The organism is Rahnella sp. CG8, from assembly GCF_023701875.1.
In the GTDB taxonomy this organism is placed as follows: domain Bacteria; phylum Pseudomonadota; class Gammaproteobacteria; order Enterobacterales; family Enterobacteriaceae; genus Rahnella; species Rahnella aceris.
Window position 1 is genome coordinate 40,653 of the sequence record NZ_JABAED010000022.1, and the last position, 16,076, is coordinate 56,728.

General features: G+C 53.8%; 12 protein-coding genes. 7 read left to right on the plus strand and 5 right to left on the minus strand.

Going from position 1 to position 16,076, the window contains the following annotated elements; all coding sequences use genetic code 11:
• Nucleotides 1-9: 9 nt before the first annotated feature.
• Nucleotides 10-1,848 (minus strand): DUF2264 domain-containing protein, encoded by a 1,839-nt coding sequence (locus HGO41_RS18925; RefSeq protein WP_250981306.1) that lies wholly within the window; start codon nucleotides 1,846-1,848, stop codon nucleotides 10-12.
• 260 nt (nucleotides 1,849-2,108) lie between these two features.
• Between HGO41_RS18925 and HGO41_RS18930 the strand changes: the two genes are divergently transcribed.
• A complete protein-coding gene (locus HGO41_RS18930) occupies nucleotides 2,109-2,960 on the plus strand; it encodes an AraC family transcriptional regulator (protein WP_112151875.1) in 852 nt (283 codons plus the stop codon).
• Here HGO41_RS18930 and HGO41_RS18935 read toward each other — a convergent pair.
• Nucleotides 2,957-4,339, minus strand: a complete 1,383-nt coding sequence (locus HGO41_RS18935; protein WP_126124823.1) for a CoA transferase — start codon at nucleotides 4,337-4,339, stop codon at nucleotides 2,957-2,959. The genes HGO41_RS18930 and HGO41_RS18935 overlap by 4 nt on opposite strands.
• A gap of 418 nt (nucleotides 4,340-4,757) precedes the next feature.
• Here HGO41_RS18935 and HGO41_RS18940 point away from each other — a divergent pair, with 418 nt between their 5' ends.
• Nucleotides 4,758-6,416, plus strand: coding sequence for a glucan biosynthesis protein D (locus tag HGO41_RS18940; RefSeq protein ID WP_013575256.1), 1,659 nt, complete (start codon nucleotides 4,758-4,760; stop codon nucleotides 6,414-6,416).
• Between the two features lie 283 nt (nucleotides 6,417-6,699).
• Here the strand turns inward: HGO41_RS18940 and HGO41_RS18945 are convergent, their stop codons facing one another.
• Nucleotides 6,700-6,882, minus strand: a complete 183-nt coding sequence (locus HGO41_RS18945; protein ID WP_013575257.1) for a hypothetical protein — start codon at nucleotides 6,880-6,882, stop codon at nucleotides 6,700-6,702.
• 390 nt (nucleotides 6,883-7,272) lie between these two features.
• Here HGO41_RS18945 and HGO41_RS18950 point away from each other — a divergent pair, with 390 nt between their 5' ends.
• Nucleotides 7,273-8,370: a glycerol dehydrogenase gene (locus tag HGO41_RS18950; protein ID WP_250981307.1), complete on the plus strand. Its 1,098-nt coding sequence runs from the start codon at nucleotides 7,273-7,275 to the stop codon at nucleotides 8,368-8,370.
• A 226-nt stretch (nucleotides 8,371-8,596) separates the two neighbouring features.
• On the opposite strand, the gene HGO41_RS18955 is transcribed toward HGO41_RS18950, so the two are convergent.
• Together HGO41_RS18955 and HGO41_RS18960 are read right to left on the minus strand one after the other, a co-directional pair.
• Nucleotides 8,597-9,883 carry a DUF445 domain-containing protein gene (locus HGO41_RS18955; protein WP_112197693.1) on the minus strand — a complete coding sequence of 429 codons (1,287 nt, stop codon included), beginning with the start codon at nucleotides 9,881-9,883 and terminating at the stop codon, nucleotides 8,597-8,599.
• The gene (locus HGO41_RS18960) at nucleotides 9,883-10,425 is read right to left on the minus strand and encodes a LysR substrate-binding domain-containing protein (protein WP_250981308.1); all 543 of its coding nucleotides are present in this window, start codon (nucleotides 10,423-10,425) and stop codon (nucleotides 9,883-9,885) included. Before HGO41_RS18960 ends, HGO41_RS18955 begins: the two co-directional genes overlap by 1 nt.
• A gap of 2 nt (nucleotides 10,426-10,427) precedes the next feature.
• Between HGO41_RS18960 and HGO41_RS18965 the strand changes: the two genes are divergently transcribed.
• From HGO41_RS18965 to HGO41_RS18980, 4 genes are all read left to right on the plus strand, one after another.
• Nucleotides 10,428-10,718, plus strand: a complete 291-nt coding sequence (locus HGO41_RS18965) for an MFS transporter (RefSeq protein ID WP_112151879.1) — start codon at nucleotides 10,428-10,430, stop codon at nucleotides 10,716-10,718.
• Between the two features lie 79 nt (nucleotides 10,719-10,797).
• Nucleotides 10,798-12,459, plus strand: coding sequence for a multidrug ABC transporter permease/ATP-binding protein (locus tag HGO41_RS18970; RefSeq protein ID WP_250981309.1), 1,662 nt, complete (start codon nucleotides 10,798-10,800; stop codon nucleotides 12,457-12,459).
• Nucleotides 12,460-12,483: 24 nt separating this feature from the next.
• Nucleotides 12,484-13,299, plus strand: coding sequence for a hypothetical protein (locus HGO41_RS18975; RefSeq protein ID WP_037034743.1), 816 nt, complete (start codon nucleotides 12,484-12,486; stop codon nucleotides 13,297-13,299).
• A 222-nt stretch (nucleotides 13,300-13,521) separates the two neighbouring features.
• The gene (locus tag HGO41_RS18980) at nucleotides 13,522-15,948 is read left to right on the plus strand and encodes a DUF3772 domain-containing protein (protein WP_013575264.1); all 2,427 of its coding nucleotides are present in this window, start codon (nucleotides 13,522-13,524) and stop codon (nucleotides 15,946-15,948) included.
• Nucleotides 15,949-16,076: the final 128 nt, after the last annotated feature.

The window sequence follows — 16,076 nt, forward strand, 5'->3', positions numbered from 1 at the left end:
TCCTGAGGATTAACCTAACGTGATGTGCCCGCTGTTACCCTGATATTGCCAGCGCAATTGTTGCCCCTGACGACTGACTTCCGGCCCGGCCAGCGCGTTGATATCACGGGTAGCAGACGCACATACGGCGCATATCAGCCAGTGAGAACCGGCAGGCAGTGACGATTTCAGCACCGGAATGGCGGCGGTTTCGGCGAACATAATGCTGCTGTTGGGCGGGGTGATAACGGCGGAGGCTTCGCGTGGTTCGCTTTCTTCAAGTGCGACAATCCGGCTGACGCCGTTGCGTGCCGTGACTGTCACCCCACGTTTTTCTGCTGACAGCTGTGTTTGCGTTGAAGGTTCCTGCATTACCGCGAAACCGCCTTCGGCCGTCTCCAGCGGACGCTGATTCTCGATGTGATGAACGCGCAGATGCCAGTCGCCGCAGGGGATCAGCCAGGTACGCACGGCAACGTCGTGCCACGGCAGCCAGCGGGAGTAAATCATCTCGCCGGTGATCCGTGTCTCTGCACAGTCCCGACGTCCGCGGAAATAACCGTCACTTTCCGAGAACATCAGCATTGAATCGCAACCGGCATGATTCAGCCCGTACCTGCCACGATCTAAAGTGAATCCGAACTGGCTGGAATAGGCGAATTTGGTGTATTTGGCTTCGGTATTCACAAAGTTATTCAGCTCAAGCTGCCCGGATGTCAGCATCACGACATGCTGGCCTTCGGCATCGCGGGTCAGGATCTGACTGGCATGAGGAATACAGTAAGCCGCGGGCAGTGCGGGAAGCGGGGCTTCTTCTGCCTGCCAGAAGGTATCGTCCGGCGGCAATGCCAGCACCAGGAACAGTTTGCATGCCCAGTAAGGTGAACCCGGCGCGTTATAGTCTTCAGCCATCACCAGATTCGGTGTGTGGTAACCAATGCTGAGCACGCCGTCGCGGTCGAAAATCGGCTCTTTTAGCCAGTGACGCAAATGACGCAAAATCAGCCCCTTGATAATACCCGGGCTGAACACCTCCAGTTTGCTGTACGCCGCCGCACTCCAGAACGCCGCTTCGGCAAAACGATAAGCCAGGCTACGTCCGAAAGGCACCGCCGCGCCGCCTGCTGAAAACATCGTAATGAAATCCTGTGCGAAACGTTGTGCGCGTTCACGTAACATGGCCGCACGCGGCGCATCCACATCGGCCATATTCTGTGCATACAGCAGCCCGTAATAATGAAACGCCATCGAAATGTAGTAATCACGCGGCCTGCCGGGACCGTCGGAATACCAGCCATCGCCCAGATAATATTCTTCCATCAGCGCAAATCGGGCCGCCACGGCTTCCTGATCCCAGGGTAATCCGGAGACTTTAAAACCCATCTGCACCATGACCGGGAAGAAATTCCAGTTATTATTCGGGATGGTGGCATCGCGTCCCTGATTCAGCCAGTCAGCCAGATTCTGTTGCTCCTGCGCGCTGAAATGCTGCAACAATTGCTTGTTCAGCAGCGTCAGCCCGACGCCAAACGCCGCCATTTCCACACAGCGCTGATCAAAATCACGGATTTTTCCCCAGTATTGCGGATGCTGCGGATCGGTGCCGAAACGAATGGCATTCAGATAAAAAGGCAAATCTTCACATTCACCGCCACCCGCCAGCAGCGGGAATATTCCCCACAACATGCGTGACAGCGCTTCCATTTTGGCAATCTCTTTGCCGTAATGGGTGGTGGAATTGCCCAGACTGATTCCGCTTTTGCCTTCTTCCGTATAAGGCGACACCGCCGCGAGCAATTCTTTCAGCAGATGCTGCACATCATCGCGGGTCTGTAACGGATTATTGATGTTCACTTTTTTCGGCGTCATAAAAACTCTCCCGGTGACGTGAGGGAAGCAGAAAATAAGGGTTTATTAATTTGAAATATTATTTCAATTCTCTGTGCTGCGAGTGAAATATAGAGAACTGAAAATCGCTGATTGTTACGTGCTTCACAGAATGGCGTGAATTTTGAAATTGTGATTATCAAACCACGATTAAAACGGCTTAAATTATAAAAAGCTGACTGAAAATTGTGTTTTGTTGTCCTTGCCGTTAATGACGTAAAAATGAACTGAGGAAAACAGGAATGCCGGTATCTGATTATCTGGAACGCATTGCCCTTAATGAACGTCAGGTTTCTTTTAACCGGATGAACCGTGGGAGTGCTAATTATTTCCACTGGCATCAGTGTCTGGAGTTACTTTTCGTCAGTCAGGGTTACGGCATTGTCATTGTGGATAATCAGCAATACACGTTGCGCCCGGGACGGTTGTTTGTCTTTCCGCCTTTTAAACTGCACAAAGTGTTTGTCGAATCCGGTGAAAAGAACCTGTATTTGCGCACTACCATTCATCTGGACCACCAGTTGCTGGATGGCTGCCTGCAATCGTTCCCGCAACGCCGGGCACGGTTCGCAAGTTTGTGGGATGCCGACCGCGCGGCACACATTTATGATCTCAGCGAACATGCCAGCCATATAGAAGTCATTCTCGAGCAGTTCAATCAGTTGTCTGAAGCGCAGGCCGATCAGTGGGAAGAAATTACCCTACTGATTTTGCAACTGATGGCCTTTATGCCCGCAGAGGACGCAATGCCGAAAACCATCAGCCGGACAACGGCCTCTAAAGTGATGCAGTGGATTGAAGAAAATTACGTGCAGAAGTTTTCTCTGGCGCAGCTCTCAGCGGCCATCGGGTTGTCAGAAAGTTATATCTCGCGGGTTTTCGGGCAGGAAACCGGGGGCTCCATTCAGGATTACCTTGCCACCCGGCGGGTTAAAAGGGCATGTGAATTACTGCGTTCCACCGACCGTTCGGTCGAAGAAATCGGACTGCAATGCGGATTTACTGACGCGCCGTATTTTATTACCCGTTTTAAAAAGATGATCGGCAAAACGCCGTTGCAGTATCGCAAGGCGGCATTTTCTCTGACGACTTAACGCCAGCTGGCGGGGGCAGAGCCGAGCGGTGAAGCCGGGAAGCGCCAGTGTAATGTCGTATTTTCCAGACGAACAGGAGGAAGCAAACGCCGGGCATTGCCCCAGACCGTACGTTCCTGTTCGGGCAAAAAGTCGGCCGGATCCGCGGATTCAATCAGTGGTTCGCCGCTTTCTGCTAAGGTGCCATTTTCCATCAGTTCGCGGGCGGTACGTGCCAGTGAAAGGCGGCATTCGCTGCCCTGACTGGTTTCCATACGTTGCGCCAAACCCTGCAGCACTGCCGCAGCCATCAGATAGCCGGTAGTGTGATCCAGCGCCTGAACCGGCAGCGGAACAGGCTTGTGACGACCGGAACGCTGCATTCCCTGTTCAGCGATCCCGCAGCTCATTTGCACCAGACTGTCAAACCCGCGCCGTTCGCGCCACGGCCCGCTCCAGCCATAGGCATTCAGGCACACATCCACCAGCCCTGGCGCAATCGCGCGACGCTGTTCACTGCCGTAACCCAGTTTGTGCAGCGCGCCTGCGCGATAGCCATGCACAATCACATCCGCGTCCCGCAGTAATTCTTCGAAACGGTGCCGGTCCTGCGGGTTATGCAGGTTCAGCCGCGCACAGTGTTTACCCAGCGTGACATCCGCTTCCTGACTGGGTTCATCCCAGCCAAAGGGATCAATGCGTAATACATCCGCGCCCAGTCCTGCGAGAAAACGCGTCGCCACCGGCCCGGCGATAATCCGTGTCAGATCGAGTACTTTCACGCCCGCCAGCGGCTGTTGCGGGGATAATTCCCAATGCGGCGGTGCCACTTTAACGGACAACGCATGCTGAAAAAGAGGTTCCGCAATCAGCGATTTTCCCTGAACATGCTGCTGCCATTCTTCCGGGCTGAGCATCTGCGCGGCACATCCACCCGCCCGCACCACGGCGTGTTCCAGTGCTGCTTTTTTCCACATCACCACCCGCAGCGCCAGCGCCTCGCGGTTTTCCGCTTTGCCGAGCAGTGTTTCAACTACCTTACGGTGCGCGGGGGCATTGGTATGCAAACGGATCCAGCCGTCTGCCGTGGCGTAATCACCCGCCAGACTGTCCCAGGCTGGCGGTATTTCCCAGCCGTCAGGCCGGATACTGGTTTTACACCACAGCGAGGCCAGACGGCGATCCACGGTTACGGCATCGTGTTTGCCGTTTCTGAGGGCGACCAGTTGCGACACTGCGATTCCTGCCAGCGCAACAGAGGCGGCAATCAGCGGGGTTACCGGATAATAAGAGGGAAGATTTCCGGCACCGCTGACATGGAGCGTGCAGGGGAGTGAAATTTTGCCGGTTAACTGCGCGTATAGCGCACGGGCTTTCTCCTGAATCAGTTCATCGGACATGCTGAAACCTCTTGCAGTAAAACAAAAAATCACAAAGCGATGAGATTTCAGCATAGCAGGGCGGACACAAAGGCGTGCTAACCCGGCGCGGATAACACGCTGAATCATGAGTGATAGTAACCTTCCGGTAACAGAATGTTCCTAAAGTCACCGGGGGATTACGCACCTCAACAGGGCAGGAATTACGGCTAAAACCGGCGTTTCTGAAAACCGGCTCATCCCCTGTCATACGGGGGATGAGCACTGTCATAAGCGCTAACTTTTTCAAGTGAAATATTAGCTGAATGCATTCAATTTCTTGTACTCGGCTTGTGAATTTTACGTTAGCCTTAGGGTCGAAAATTCTGAATACGCGGGGACTGCGTTTTTGTGACGAAGCCCCCGGATTTTTTTGCCCAGTACAGGAAACGATTCTGGCATGGAACGAAGAGCATTTATTAAAGCATCTATGGCATTCGCCGCCTGGTGTGGTGTGCCGGCTATGTCCACACTGTTCACCCGTTCCGCAGAAGCGGCAGAGGCGAATGTGGCAGACGGCGGCGAATTGCCGTTTGATTTCAACGCGCTGAAAAAAATGGCGAAAGATTTGGCGGACAAGCCCTACGGTGGCGCGCCGCAGCCGTTGCCGAAGACGCTGGCTGAACTCACGCCACAGGCCTACAACGCGATTCAGTATGATCATGCACATTCGCTGTGGAATGGTCTGCCTGACCGTCAGCTTGATGTGGAACTGTTTCACGTCGGCATGGGCTTCAAACGCCGCGTGCGCATGTATTCTGTAGATCCGGTGAAACACATGGCGCGCGAAATCCATTTCCGCCCTGAATTGTTTAACTATCACGATGCCGGTGTGGATACCAAACAACTGGAAGGCTTCTCAAATCTTGGTTTCGCCGGTTTTAAAGTCAATAAAGCCCCTGAACTGACGCGCCGCGACGTGGTTTCCTTCCTCGGTGCCAGCTATTTTCGTGCAGTAGATGATACCTACCAATATGGCCTGTCAGCCCGTGGTGTGGCGGTCGATACCTTTACCGATCAGCCGGAAGAATTCCCTGATTTCACCGCATTCTGGTTTGATACGCCAAAACCTGGCGACACGACTTTTACGGTTTACGCCTTGCTGGACGGCATGAGCATTACCGGCGCGTATAAATTCGTGATCCACTGCGAACCGACCCGTGTGGTGATGGAAATTGAAAACCATCTGCATGCCCGCGAAGATATCAAACAACTGGGCATTTCTCCGATGACCAGCATGTTCAGTTGTGGCACCAGTGAACGTGGCCGTTGCGACACCATCCACCCGCAAATCCACGATTCTGATCGCCTGGAAATGTGGACCGGTACCGGTGAGTGGATTTGTCGCCCGTTGAACAACCCGCAGCGATTGCAGTTCAACGCCTTCAGCGACAACAGCCCGAAAGGTTTTGGTCTGTTGCAACTTGACCATGAATTCAATAATTATCAGGACGTGATTGGCTGGTACAACAAGCGTCCGAGCCTGTGGGTAGAACCGGTCGGGGACTGGGGGAAGGGCGCCGTCAATCTGATGGAAATCCCGACTACGGGTGAAACCCTGGATAACGTGGTGTGCTTCTGGCAACCGGAAACACCGGTGAAATCCGGTGCTGAATTTAGTTTCAGCTATAAGCTGTACTGGAGTTCCGTACCTCCTCACCGCAGCCCGCTGGCGAATGTGCTGGCGACCCGTACCGGTATGGGCGGTTTCCCGGAAGGGTGGGCGCCGGGTGAGAACTATCCGCAAGTCTGGGCGCGTCGTTTTGCTATCGATTTCATTGGTGGCGAGCTGAAAGCCTTTGCTGATAAAGGGATCGAGCCGGTGATCAACGTCTCGGCGGGTAAAATCAAAAACATCGAAATTTTGTATGTGCAGCCGTTCGACGGTTACCGCATCCTGTTTGACTGGTATCCTGACAGCGATTCAGTCGCGCCGGTCGAGCTGCGTATGTTCCTGCGCAACGGCCAGACTGCGCTGTCTGAAACCTGGCTGTATCAGTATTTCCCGCCAGCGCCGGATAAACGCAAGTACATTGATGACCGTCAGATGACGAAGTAGTCCCCGTCATCCTTCAAACCGCAGGTGCGTTGGCTGCATTCGCTCACCCGAATCACTGACTTTAGTCAGCTCATCGGGATTCGTCCGTTTGCCGCCTTCCTGCAACTTGAATGATTTAGGGGAGTTGTCATTAATAAATACAAAAAGCCCCGACTATTCGGGGCTTTTGCTTTTTTTCTATTTTATTTTTGCAGATGAACCCAATACAGGCACGTGCAAAATACTTCCACGGGTAAAGCAAGGGTAACGCACGACACTTAACTGATGAAGGGCAAGATGGCAATCAAAACGCCTTCACCAACATTCCGTTCTGTGGCTGCTGCTGCGGATTTCGCAGCGCCATGTCGAAAGATTTCTCGATCTCTTTCAACTGTTGTAAAAATTCGTTCGGCGAAAAGTCGTGTGGTTTGCTGCTCATATAGGCAAGCGCCAGTTCTTTGGCGTTATAGCGCTGAAAGTTGTACATGCTGTTCCTTATTAATCTCAGAAATATTAATGGAATGGCTAACAGCGAGCTGGCTAATGACCACTGCTTACGACGTGCTGCCAATGAGATGAATTCTACGGGGTTTACTGATAAGGGAAAGTCGCTTTTATTGATGCATTCAATAGTTAAAAGCTAACAGACTGCGCTTTATCTATCAGCGATGAATCATGCGGATTTTAATAATCATTAAGAGGTATTAAATCGTTCAAATATGAATTGTCTTATTATTTTAAACTTCCGCATTAATTGAAGAAATTCTTTGCGAGTCATGCTGTTAATGTGAATTAAAAGGGTTGGGCTTCCTGTCATGCTGCGTTACCCTCGGAGAGTTATTCACTTTCACATTATCAACGAAAAGAGGTTTTTATCATGAGTAAATTTATCTTCTCTTCGCCAAGAAAATACGTTCAGGGCAGCGGTGTACTGGATGAGTTAGGGGATTATCTGCCCGACCTGGGGGGAAAATCATTCCTGATTGCTGATGATGTTGTTTGGGGAATTATCGGTGACCGCGTACAGAAATCATTGAAAAAAGCGGGCGTAGAATTCCACTACGAGCGCTTTAACGGTGAAGCCTCTGCCAGCGAAATCACCCGTCTGGCAGGTATCGCCCGTGATGCGGGAACACAGGTAGTGGTTGGGCTCGGTGGCGGTAAGACGCTCGACACGGTTAAAGCCATTGCAGATGAACTGAAACAAAACGTAGTGATTGTGCCGACCGTGGCCTCTACCGATGCGCCGTGCAGCGCGCTGTCGGTTATCTACACCGATGAAGGCGTTTTCGAATCCTACCGTTTCTACAATAAAAACCCGGATCTGGTGCTGGTGGATACCCATGTTTGCGCACAGGCACCGGTACGCCTGTTCGCCTCCGGTATCGCTGACGGCCTGGCGACCTTTGTTGAAGCGCAGGCGGTATTGCGTTCCCATTCCCAGTCTATGGTAGGCGGCGACCCGACTATCGCCGGGATGGCCATTGCCGAAGCCTGCGAAAAAACGCTGCTGACTTACGGCTACAGTGCTTACACCGCAGTTGAGCAGAAACTGGTGACGCCAGCGGTTGAAGCCGTGGTGGAAGCCAACACATTGCTGTCCGGTCTGGGCTTTGAAAATGCCGGTCTGGCGGGGGCGCATGCCATCCATAATGGTTTTACTGCGATCTCTGGTGATATTCACCACCTGACGCACGGTGAAAAAGTGGCATACGGTACATTGACGCAGATGGTGCTGGAACAACGTCCGGACGAAGAAATCGCGAAATACGTGCGCTTCTACCGCGCCATCAAAATGCCAACCACGCTGAAAGGAATGCATCTGGAAAACGAATCTTTCGCCAATCTGGTGAAAGTGGGTGCGCTGGCAGGCGGCGAGGGCGATACGCTGGGCAATCTGAACCACAACCTGTCTGCCGAAGATGTGGCGAATGCCATTCTGGCGGTGGATGCGTTCAGTAAAACTGTGAAGTAATTATCGGCTTGTGCCTTCGGAAAAAGTGAGGCATGCGGGTGGTAAGGCGAATGCACACGTTAACTCATTCATTTGTCTTTAATACCCCCAACCCTCCCCTTCGCAGGAGAGGGCGCCGGTCGAGCTATTTCCGGCCTGGCTTTTTGCTACTCCCCCTGCAAAGGGGGAGTCTGAGAAGAGGTTTTAAGGACCAGAACCGGGGTAAAATACAGGTTGTTCAGGCGCCTTAAATCCGCGCCATCACCCAGGGAATCGCCACCGGCAGTTGTGACAGCAGGTAAAGCACCAGGCCGATAAAGGCACCGACCAGCGTGCCGTTGATGCGGATAAACTGCAAATCCTTACCGATATTCAGTTCTATTTGCCGCGACATATCGCGCGCGTCCCAGCCTTTCACTGTGTCGCTGATGTGGCGGGTCAGGAATTCGGCGAATTCCGGTGCGACTTTCTCTGCAATACTTTCCATCTGCTGATTCAGCGAGAGGCGCAGCTTTTCGTCCTGCGCCAGCGCATTACCCAGCCATTGCCCGGATTCGGTGACTTTGGCGAACACCCGCGAATCCTCGCTTTCTAAATCTTCTTTCAGCCAGTTACGCATATCGCCCCACAACTGCAAAACATACGTATTCAGCTTTTCGTCATCTTTCAGATACTGTTTGATCTCTTCAGCTTTCTGCGCGGTCGCCGGGTCATTTTGCAGCTTCCAGATAAAGCTTTGTACCGAGCGATCGAAGCCTTTGCGGAAAGCGTGGGTTTTATCGTTGCCCATATCGTCGAGCACGGAATTCACGGCATTGGAGACCATATCCGCGCCGTTGCGCCCCAGCCAGCCGGTGGGCAGTAATTTGGCGGTCAGCGGATGTTCGCGTTTCATCCAGCCGACAATCTGCGCGGAGATAAACTGCCGCGTGCTGTCTTTTGCCAGCAGGATTTCCAGCTGATCCATCGCCTGATCCAGCAGTTCCTGATGGCGGCCGTTTTTGGTCAGGCTTTCCAGCAAGGTGGCAATCGACGCCGACAGGTCGATTTTGTCGATCACCCGGTACAGCGCACGGCGGATAAGCTGGGCGATGCGCTGATCGTCAGTGACGTCCAGAAAACCGCGGATCATCTTCACGGCATATTTGGCAAACCGTTGTGCGTTGTCGGGCGCGTTCAGCCAGTCTGTCAGCATCCGCGCCGGGTCATGCTGGCGGATCAGTGTGATAAGTGTGGCGGGCGCGAGGAATTTCTCCTGCACGAACACCGCCAGATTATCGGCAATCTTGTCTTTGTTTTTAGGGATGATCGCCGTATGCGAGGCGACAAACGGCACCGGCACGCGGCGGAACAGTGCCACGACGGCAAACCAGTCAGCCATTGCCCCGACCATCGCGGCCTCGGAAATGGCTTTCAGACCGGACACCCAGAAGTTGGGCGGCAGGAAAAGGGTGATGACAAACAGGGCGGCGGCAACCAGCAGCAACCCCAGCGCGTTACGTTTACTTCGGCGAAGTTCTTGTTCTTTATCCATTACCTCAGTTTAGGAAGCGAGCGGCGGACTGTCAGCTTTTTTCTTGCGATTGCGCCACTTGCCGTGCAGTGCGCGATAACCAGTTGCCGGAATGCCGCCAGCCCGACACCGGCGCGCACCAGCCCGAGAATAGTGTGAGTCTGGCTGCAATGTTGCACGTAATGCGGCACGACGTTGGCCTGTGCAAACAGCCCGGCGATACAGTCGTAAAAGTATTTTCCTTCGCTTGCGGAATACATGATGAAAGGTTGTCCGGCAAAGTCCCGCAGACGGAGGCGGGGTTTGGCAGTCAGCGCGGATGAAGCAGGCAACGCAACGCATAAAGGCTCACGCAGTACGCAGTGATAGGCCAGCGGAAATAACGTCACCGGCTGGCGCACAAAGCCGATATCCAGCGTGCGCGCCGCCAGTGCCTGAAGCTGGGCTGACGACACCATTTCCTTCATTACCAGCGTGATTTCCGGCAATTCCTGAGCCGCCAGTGCGATAATCTGCGGGATTTGCCAGTAACTTTGTTTCCACTGATGCGGCGGTGATTGCACTGATGACGCTGGCATTTTTTGGCAAAGGTTTATCGGCCATCGGCTGGGCAGTGATGTCAGATACCGCGCCGGAGAAAATGATCGGCCTGAGCGGCGGGGTGTTTAACTGCCTGGGTAACGTTGCGGGGATTATTACGCCCGTAGTGATCGGTTATATCGTCGCGGCAACCGGCTCCTTTAACCTCGCGCTGTGGTTTGTCGGCGCACACGGTTTGCTCGGCATGTTTGGCTATCTGGTGGTCGCCGGTAAGTTCGAGCGCATGGTGATCCGCCAGGATACGCGGGTAAAATGAGAATTGTTCTTGATATGACAATGCGTGTCATTAAACTGCGTGCAGCATCATTTACCTGCATTCAGAATGAGAAAAATTCATGGAGTTGTTACGTGTTGTCTTTAAGCAATACCGCTGGCCGTTTTTAGGGGTGATGGCGCTGAGCCTGCTCAGCGCCGTTCTGGGCATCGGGCTGATCGCGTTTATCAATCTGAAACTGATTGAAACCACCCAAGGCTCGCTGATGGTTCTTCCGCAATTCCTCGGATTACTTCTGTTGCTGATGGCGGTCACGTTAGGCTCTCAGCTGGCGCTGACCGTGCTCGGTCATCACTTCATTTACCGTCTGCGTGGCCAGTTCATTAAACGTATTCTCGATACCGATATCGAACGCATCGAGCAAATCGGTAATGCGCAACTGCTTGCCAGCCTGGGCAGCGACATCCGTAACATCACACTGGCGTTTGTGCGCCTGCCGGAGCTGGTGCAGGGGATTATCCTGACCCTGGGTTGTGCGGGATATCTGGCCTGGCTGTCACCGGAAATGCTGCTGGTGACGGTCATCTGGCTGTTGATCACTATTTTCGGCGGTTTCAAACTGGTGTCGCATGTTTACCGTCATCTGGCGAAAGTGCGTGATGCGGAAGACAAACTGCAAACCGATTATCAGAAAGTGATCGAGGGGCGCAAAGAGCTGGCGCTGAACCGCGAGCGTGCGCGCCATCTGTTTGATGATGTATACCGTAAAGATGCCGAAGAATATCGTCATCACATCATCCGCGCCGACACCTTCCACCTGAGCGCCGTGAACTGGTCGAATATCATGATGCTGGGCGCGATTGGCCTGGTGTTCTTCATGGCGAATACGCTTGGCTGGTCGGATACCGATGTTGCCGCTACTTATTCCCTGACGCTGTTGTTCCTGCGGACACCCATGTTACAGGCTGTGGGTGCGCTGCCGACGCTGCTCAGCGCACAGGTGGCTTTTGGCAAACTGAAAGCATTGAAACTGGCGGAATATAACGCAGCCTTTACCCCCGCCATTGTCGCGAAAAAGTGGCAAACCCTTGAACTGCGCGACCTGACCTTCAGTTACGCAGGCAAAGAAGAGGGCGCTGGTTTTGGCGTCGGTCCGCTGAACCTGACGATCACCCGTGGCGAGCTGGTATTTTTGATTGGCGGCAACGGCAGCGGAAAATCGACAATGGCGATGTTGCTGACCGGCCTGTATCAGCCGCGTTCCGGGCAAATCCTGCTCGACGGCGTGCCGGTCACCGCCGAAAACGCCGAACAATACCGGCAGATTTTCTCGGCGGTGTTCACTGACTTCCACCTGTTCGGTCAGCTCATGGGTCCGCAAGGCGAGATACCGGACCCGCTGCTGGTGGAAGACTGGCTGCAACGCCTGAAAATGAAAGACAAACTCCAGTTCAACGGCAATGAAGTGACCAATCTGCAACTGTCTGCCGGACAGCGTAAACGGGTGGCGCTGTTGCTGGCCGCTGCTGAAGGGCGTGATTTCCTGCTGCTTGACGAATGGGCGGCCGATCAGGATCCCCAGTTCCGCCGTACCTTCTACCGCGAGCTGTTGCCACAATTGCGTGATATGGGTAAAACCGTGCTGGCAATCAGCCATGATGATCACTATTTTGAACACGCCGATCGTCTGCTGGAAATGCGACAGGGCAAATTGCACGAACTGCACGGGCAGGCGCGTATTGACGCCAGCCGCGATGCGGTCGCACAGATTGGAAGTCACTAAATTGTTTACTGAAGGCAAAGGAAAATGAACTGGAATGAAGTGATGGTGTGGGGCATCAGCGGTGCGGTCATTGGCTCGCTGATCGGGGCATTACACAAAAAAGGCAAAATTGGCCGGGTACCTGCGGTGATCTTATTTCTGGTGTTGATCATCGGCGGTAACCTGCTGTGGGGGGGCGTCATCAAACCGCGTCTTGCCGGTAACAGTGAAGAGCAGAAAATCGATCAGGCGCTGGCCGAATTGCCGCTGTACAACACCATCAGAATGCAGGAACCGGCACTGTATGCGCAGATCCGCAGCAATATCCTGAATATGAAGAAAGAGGGTAAACCGCAGCAGGAAGCCATTGATACCGTCAAACCGATGGTGTCATTGTTACTCTCGCAACGCATCAGCCACGCACCGGACGCCAATGTGAACCAGGCGATGCAGGTAAATCTGGAAGAAATGCAGACGCTGCAGGCACGCAAAGACGGCAGTTGCTTTAAATTCCTTTATCCGCAGGTCAGCGGCGGCGTGAATACCGCACAGGTGCTGCCACCGGAACTGTTCCGAAAAGATCTCGACACCATGAATGATTTACTGCTGGCGACCGGCAGCGGGCAAACGGTTATGCCTGCCCCTGTGAGCACGGAAAAAGTGGTGCAGATGATGGTGCCGGTGCGTGAAGCCCTGGCCAGTATGTACGGAGAACAGTTGCAGATGTTTAATGACCTGACCAAACCGGATGTCGATCGCGAAAAAGTGTGCGAAATTTCCATCAGCCTGTACTCCGGCATTCTGGCGCTCCAGCCTGCGGAGTCTGCGGCTATACTTCGCCAGATGCTCGGTCAGCACTAACCGTCATCCCTCAGGCTGCCTCTGCGTTAGCTTCGTTCGCAAACCCCGGTCATATGCTGCCGGGGATTTGCTCAGTCGCTGCACTGATGCACCCCGAATGATTTAGGGTTATGCACCGCAGCCTGAGAAGCAGAAAATCCCTACTCCTTTTGGCACGAGAAAGCGTATCCTTAGCCGGATTTTTCAAACAATAATTTCCCGAACTCCCGGAATCATCCTTCTATGCAAAAAATGTTAAGAGTGCCGTTGTTGCTGGCATTGTTGTCATGTCTGCTGATAACGCCGGTGCTGAGTCAGGCTGACGAAAGTACAGGCCAGCCTGCCACGGCGGAACAACCGGTTAAAGTGAACGTCACGACCGCGTTACCGGCATTACAAAAGCGTCTGGATCAGCTGAAACAGCAGGTCTCTTCGGCGAAAACCGACAAGAAATTTACCGGCCTGACTGATGCTGCGCAGAAACTGGCCGAAGATGCCGACAAGCTGACGGGTGCGCTGACGCCGGATCTGGCGCAGGTGCAGGCACAGCTCGACGTGCTGGGTCCGGCGCCTGCACCGGGCACGATCACGGAAACGCCGCAAGTGATCAGCCAGCGTAATAAGCTCAACAACAGCAAAACGCTGCTGACCACGCAAATCGAGCAGACCAAAGCCATCTCCCTTGGTGCGCAAAACCTGTCTTCGCAAATCGCCGGATTACGTCGTGATGCACTGAAAACCCAGATTGCGCTCAATACCGGCAGCATTCTCGGAGGGAATTTCTGGGCACCGCTTATTACGCCAAACGATGATGATGCGGCGCGTTTTGATGACTTCGGTTCGCAGGTTAAAGACGCGTGGATGCAGGCGTGGAGCGAGGAATGGCGCATCGGCACCGCAATTTATCTGTTACTGGCGCTGGTGATTGGCCTGGCCGGTCGCCGCGTGCTGGACAGACCGATGAACTGGATCCTGCCGCGCTGGTTGCCGCAGGGGCGTTTCCGTCGCAGTTTTCTGGCCTGTTTTACTACGCTGAGCACCACCCTGACGCTTGGCATCAGCGTTCAGTTGCTCGGGTATATTTTCACCCGTCTGCCGGATACCTCGCCGTGGGTGACGGAATTTGCCGGACAACTGGTTGAACTGACCTATTTCTCCGCCGTGATCGCCGGTCTGGGGATTGCATTACTTTCCAATAACCATCCGTCGTGGCGTCTGCCGGGCATTGCCGATCCGCTGGCAAAAACACTGGCATCATTCCCGGTTCTGCTGGCGGGCTTTATTTTCCTGTTCGGTATCATCGAACAGCTGAATAACCTGGTCGGTGCCAGCGTCTCAGCAACGTTATTTGGCAACGGACTGGCGGCGTTACTCGTGGCGCTCAACTGCCTGATCGCGCCAGTGCGTATCAACCGTATGCGTCGCAAGATGAAGGCCGAAGGGGAACAGACCGAAGCACGTTCCACGCTGGCCGGGCTTATCCATCTGGTGATAAGCCTGACGGCGTTTGTCATCCTGATGGCGCTGCTGATTGGTTATATTCCGCTGGCGCGTTTTGTGACCTTCGAACTGCTGTGGATCGGGCTGGTAGTCAGTTGCCTGTATCTGCTGATCCACTTTGTCGTGGACCTGTGTGAGAGTCTGTTTGCGCCGACCACGCACAGCGGCAAAATCCTCAAAAGTACGCTGAGCGTCAATGACCGTCACCTGTCACTGGCTGCCACGTTATTCTCGGCAATCGGTAAAACCGGACTGCTGCTGATGGCCGCCGTCGCGCTGCTTAACGGTACTTTCGGCACGACGACGCCGCTGGAGCTGCTGGCAAAAATCGTCGATATCTGGGGCGGTAAAGGTCTCGAAAGCATGAACATCATTCCGGCGCACGCGGTCAACGCGGTGCTGTGTCTGGTGGTCGGCTGGTATATTTTGCGTTCCGCACGCAGGTGGCTGGATAACGATTTCCTGCCAAAAACCATGATGGATCGCGGTATGCGTGCCTCGCTGGTGACGCTGTTCACCAACGTCGGCTACGTGCTGATCATCCTGCTGACGCTGTCTTCGCTGGGCATCGAATGGAACAAACTGGCGTGGATCGTCAGTGCCTTGTCGGTCGGTATCGGTTTTGGTTTGCAGGAGATTGTGAAGAACTTCATCTCCGGTCTGATCCTGCTGACCGAACGTCCGGTGAAAGTGGGGGATTTGATCAGTATCAGCGGTGTGGAAGGGGATATCCGCCGTATCAATGTCCGTGCAACTGAAATTCAGCTAAGCGATAAATCCACCGTGATTGTGCCGAACTCACAATTGATTTCACAGAACGTGCGTAACGCCACCATGGGTAACGCGCAGGGCGTGGCGACTATCACGTTGACCTTCCCGCTGGATATCGACCCGGAACAGGTTAAGACATTACTGCTGGAAGCCTACAACTTGCACGAATCCATTCTGGAAAACCCACCGGCCTCGGTCAGCTTTAAAGAACTGGGACCGACCGGGATTGTGCTGAGTGTGACAGGTTTTGTGAACAGCCCGCGCATGGTCAGCGGTACGCGCAGTGATTTGCTTTACGAAATCCTGAAGATGCTGCGGGCCGCGGGGATCAGTCTGAGTCAGACGCAGACGATGATTCTGGAGAAACCGGCAGAGAGGATCGTTCCGGTTGAGGAGTAAAATCCAAAGCATGATCCGGTCGACTCCCTCCCCTGCGAAGGGGAGGGTTGGGGTGGGGTATTAAAGAAAAATCAATAAGTTGAAGTATACCTTGACAAGATGTTAGCCCTTAAAACCCCCTCCCGACC

Excerpts from the sequence above, each read along its gene's own strand:
- HGO41_RS18925 (WP_250981306.1), bottom strand. The coding sequence starts at position 1,848 with ATGACGCCGAAAAAAGTGAACATCAATAATCCGTTACAGACCCGCGAT.
- HGO41_RS18930 (WP_112151875.1), top strand. The coding sequence starts at position 2,109 with ATGCCGGTATCTGATTATCTGGAACGCATTGCCCTTAATGAACGTCAG.
- HGO41_RS18935 (WP_126124823.1), bottom strand. The coding sequence starts at position 4,339 with ATGTCCGATGAACTGATTCAGGAGAAAGCCCGTGCGCTATACGCGCAG.
- HGO41_RS18940 (WP_013575256.1), top strand. The coding sequence starts at position 4,758 with ATGGAACGAAGAGCATTTATTAAAGCATCTATGGCATTCGCCGCCTGG.
- HGO41_RS18945 (WP_013575257.1), bottom strand. The coding sequence starts at position 6,882 with ATGTACAACTTTCAGCGCTATAACGCCAAAGAACTGGCGCTTGCCTAT.
- HGO41_RS18950 (WP_250981307.1), top strand. The coding sequence starts at position 7,273 with ATGAGTAAATTTATCTTCTCTTCGCCAAGAAAATACGTTCAGGGCAGC.
- HGO41_RS18955 (WP_112197693.1), bottom strand. The coding sequence starts at position 9,883 with ATGGATAAAGAACAAGAACTTCGCCGAAGTAAACGTAACGCGCTGGGG.
- HGO41_RS18965 (WP_112151879.1), top strand. The coding sequence starts at position 10,428 with ATGACGCTGGCATTTTTTGGCAAAGGTTTATCGGCCATCGGCTGGGCA.
- HGO41_RS18970 (WP_250981309.1), top strand. The coding sequence starts at position 10,798 with ATGGAGTTGTTACGTGTTGTCTTTAAGCAATACCGCTGGCCGTTTTTA.
- HGO41_RS18975 (WP_037034743.1), top strand. The coding sequence starts at position 12,484 with ATGAACTGGAATGAAGTGATGGTGTGGGGCATCAGCGGTGCGGTCATT.
- HGO41_RS18980 (WP_013575264.1), top strand. The coding sequence starts at position 13,522 with ATGCAAAAAATGTTAAGAGTGCCGTTGTTGCTGGCATTGTTGTCATGT.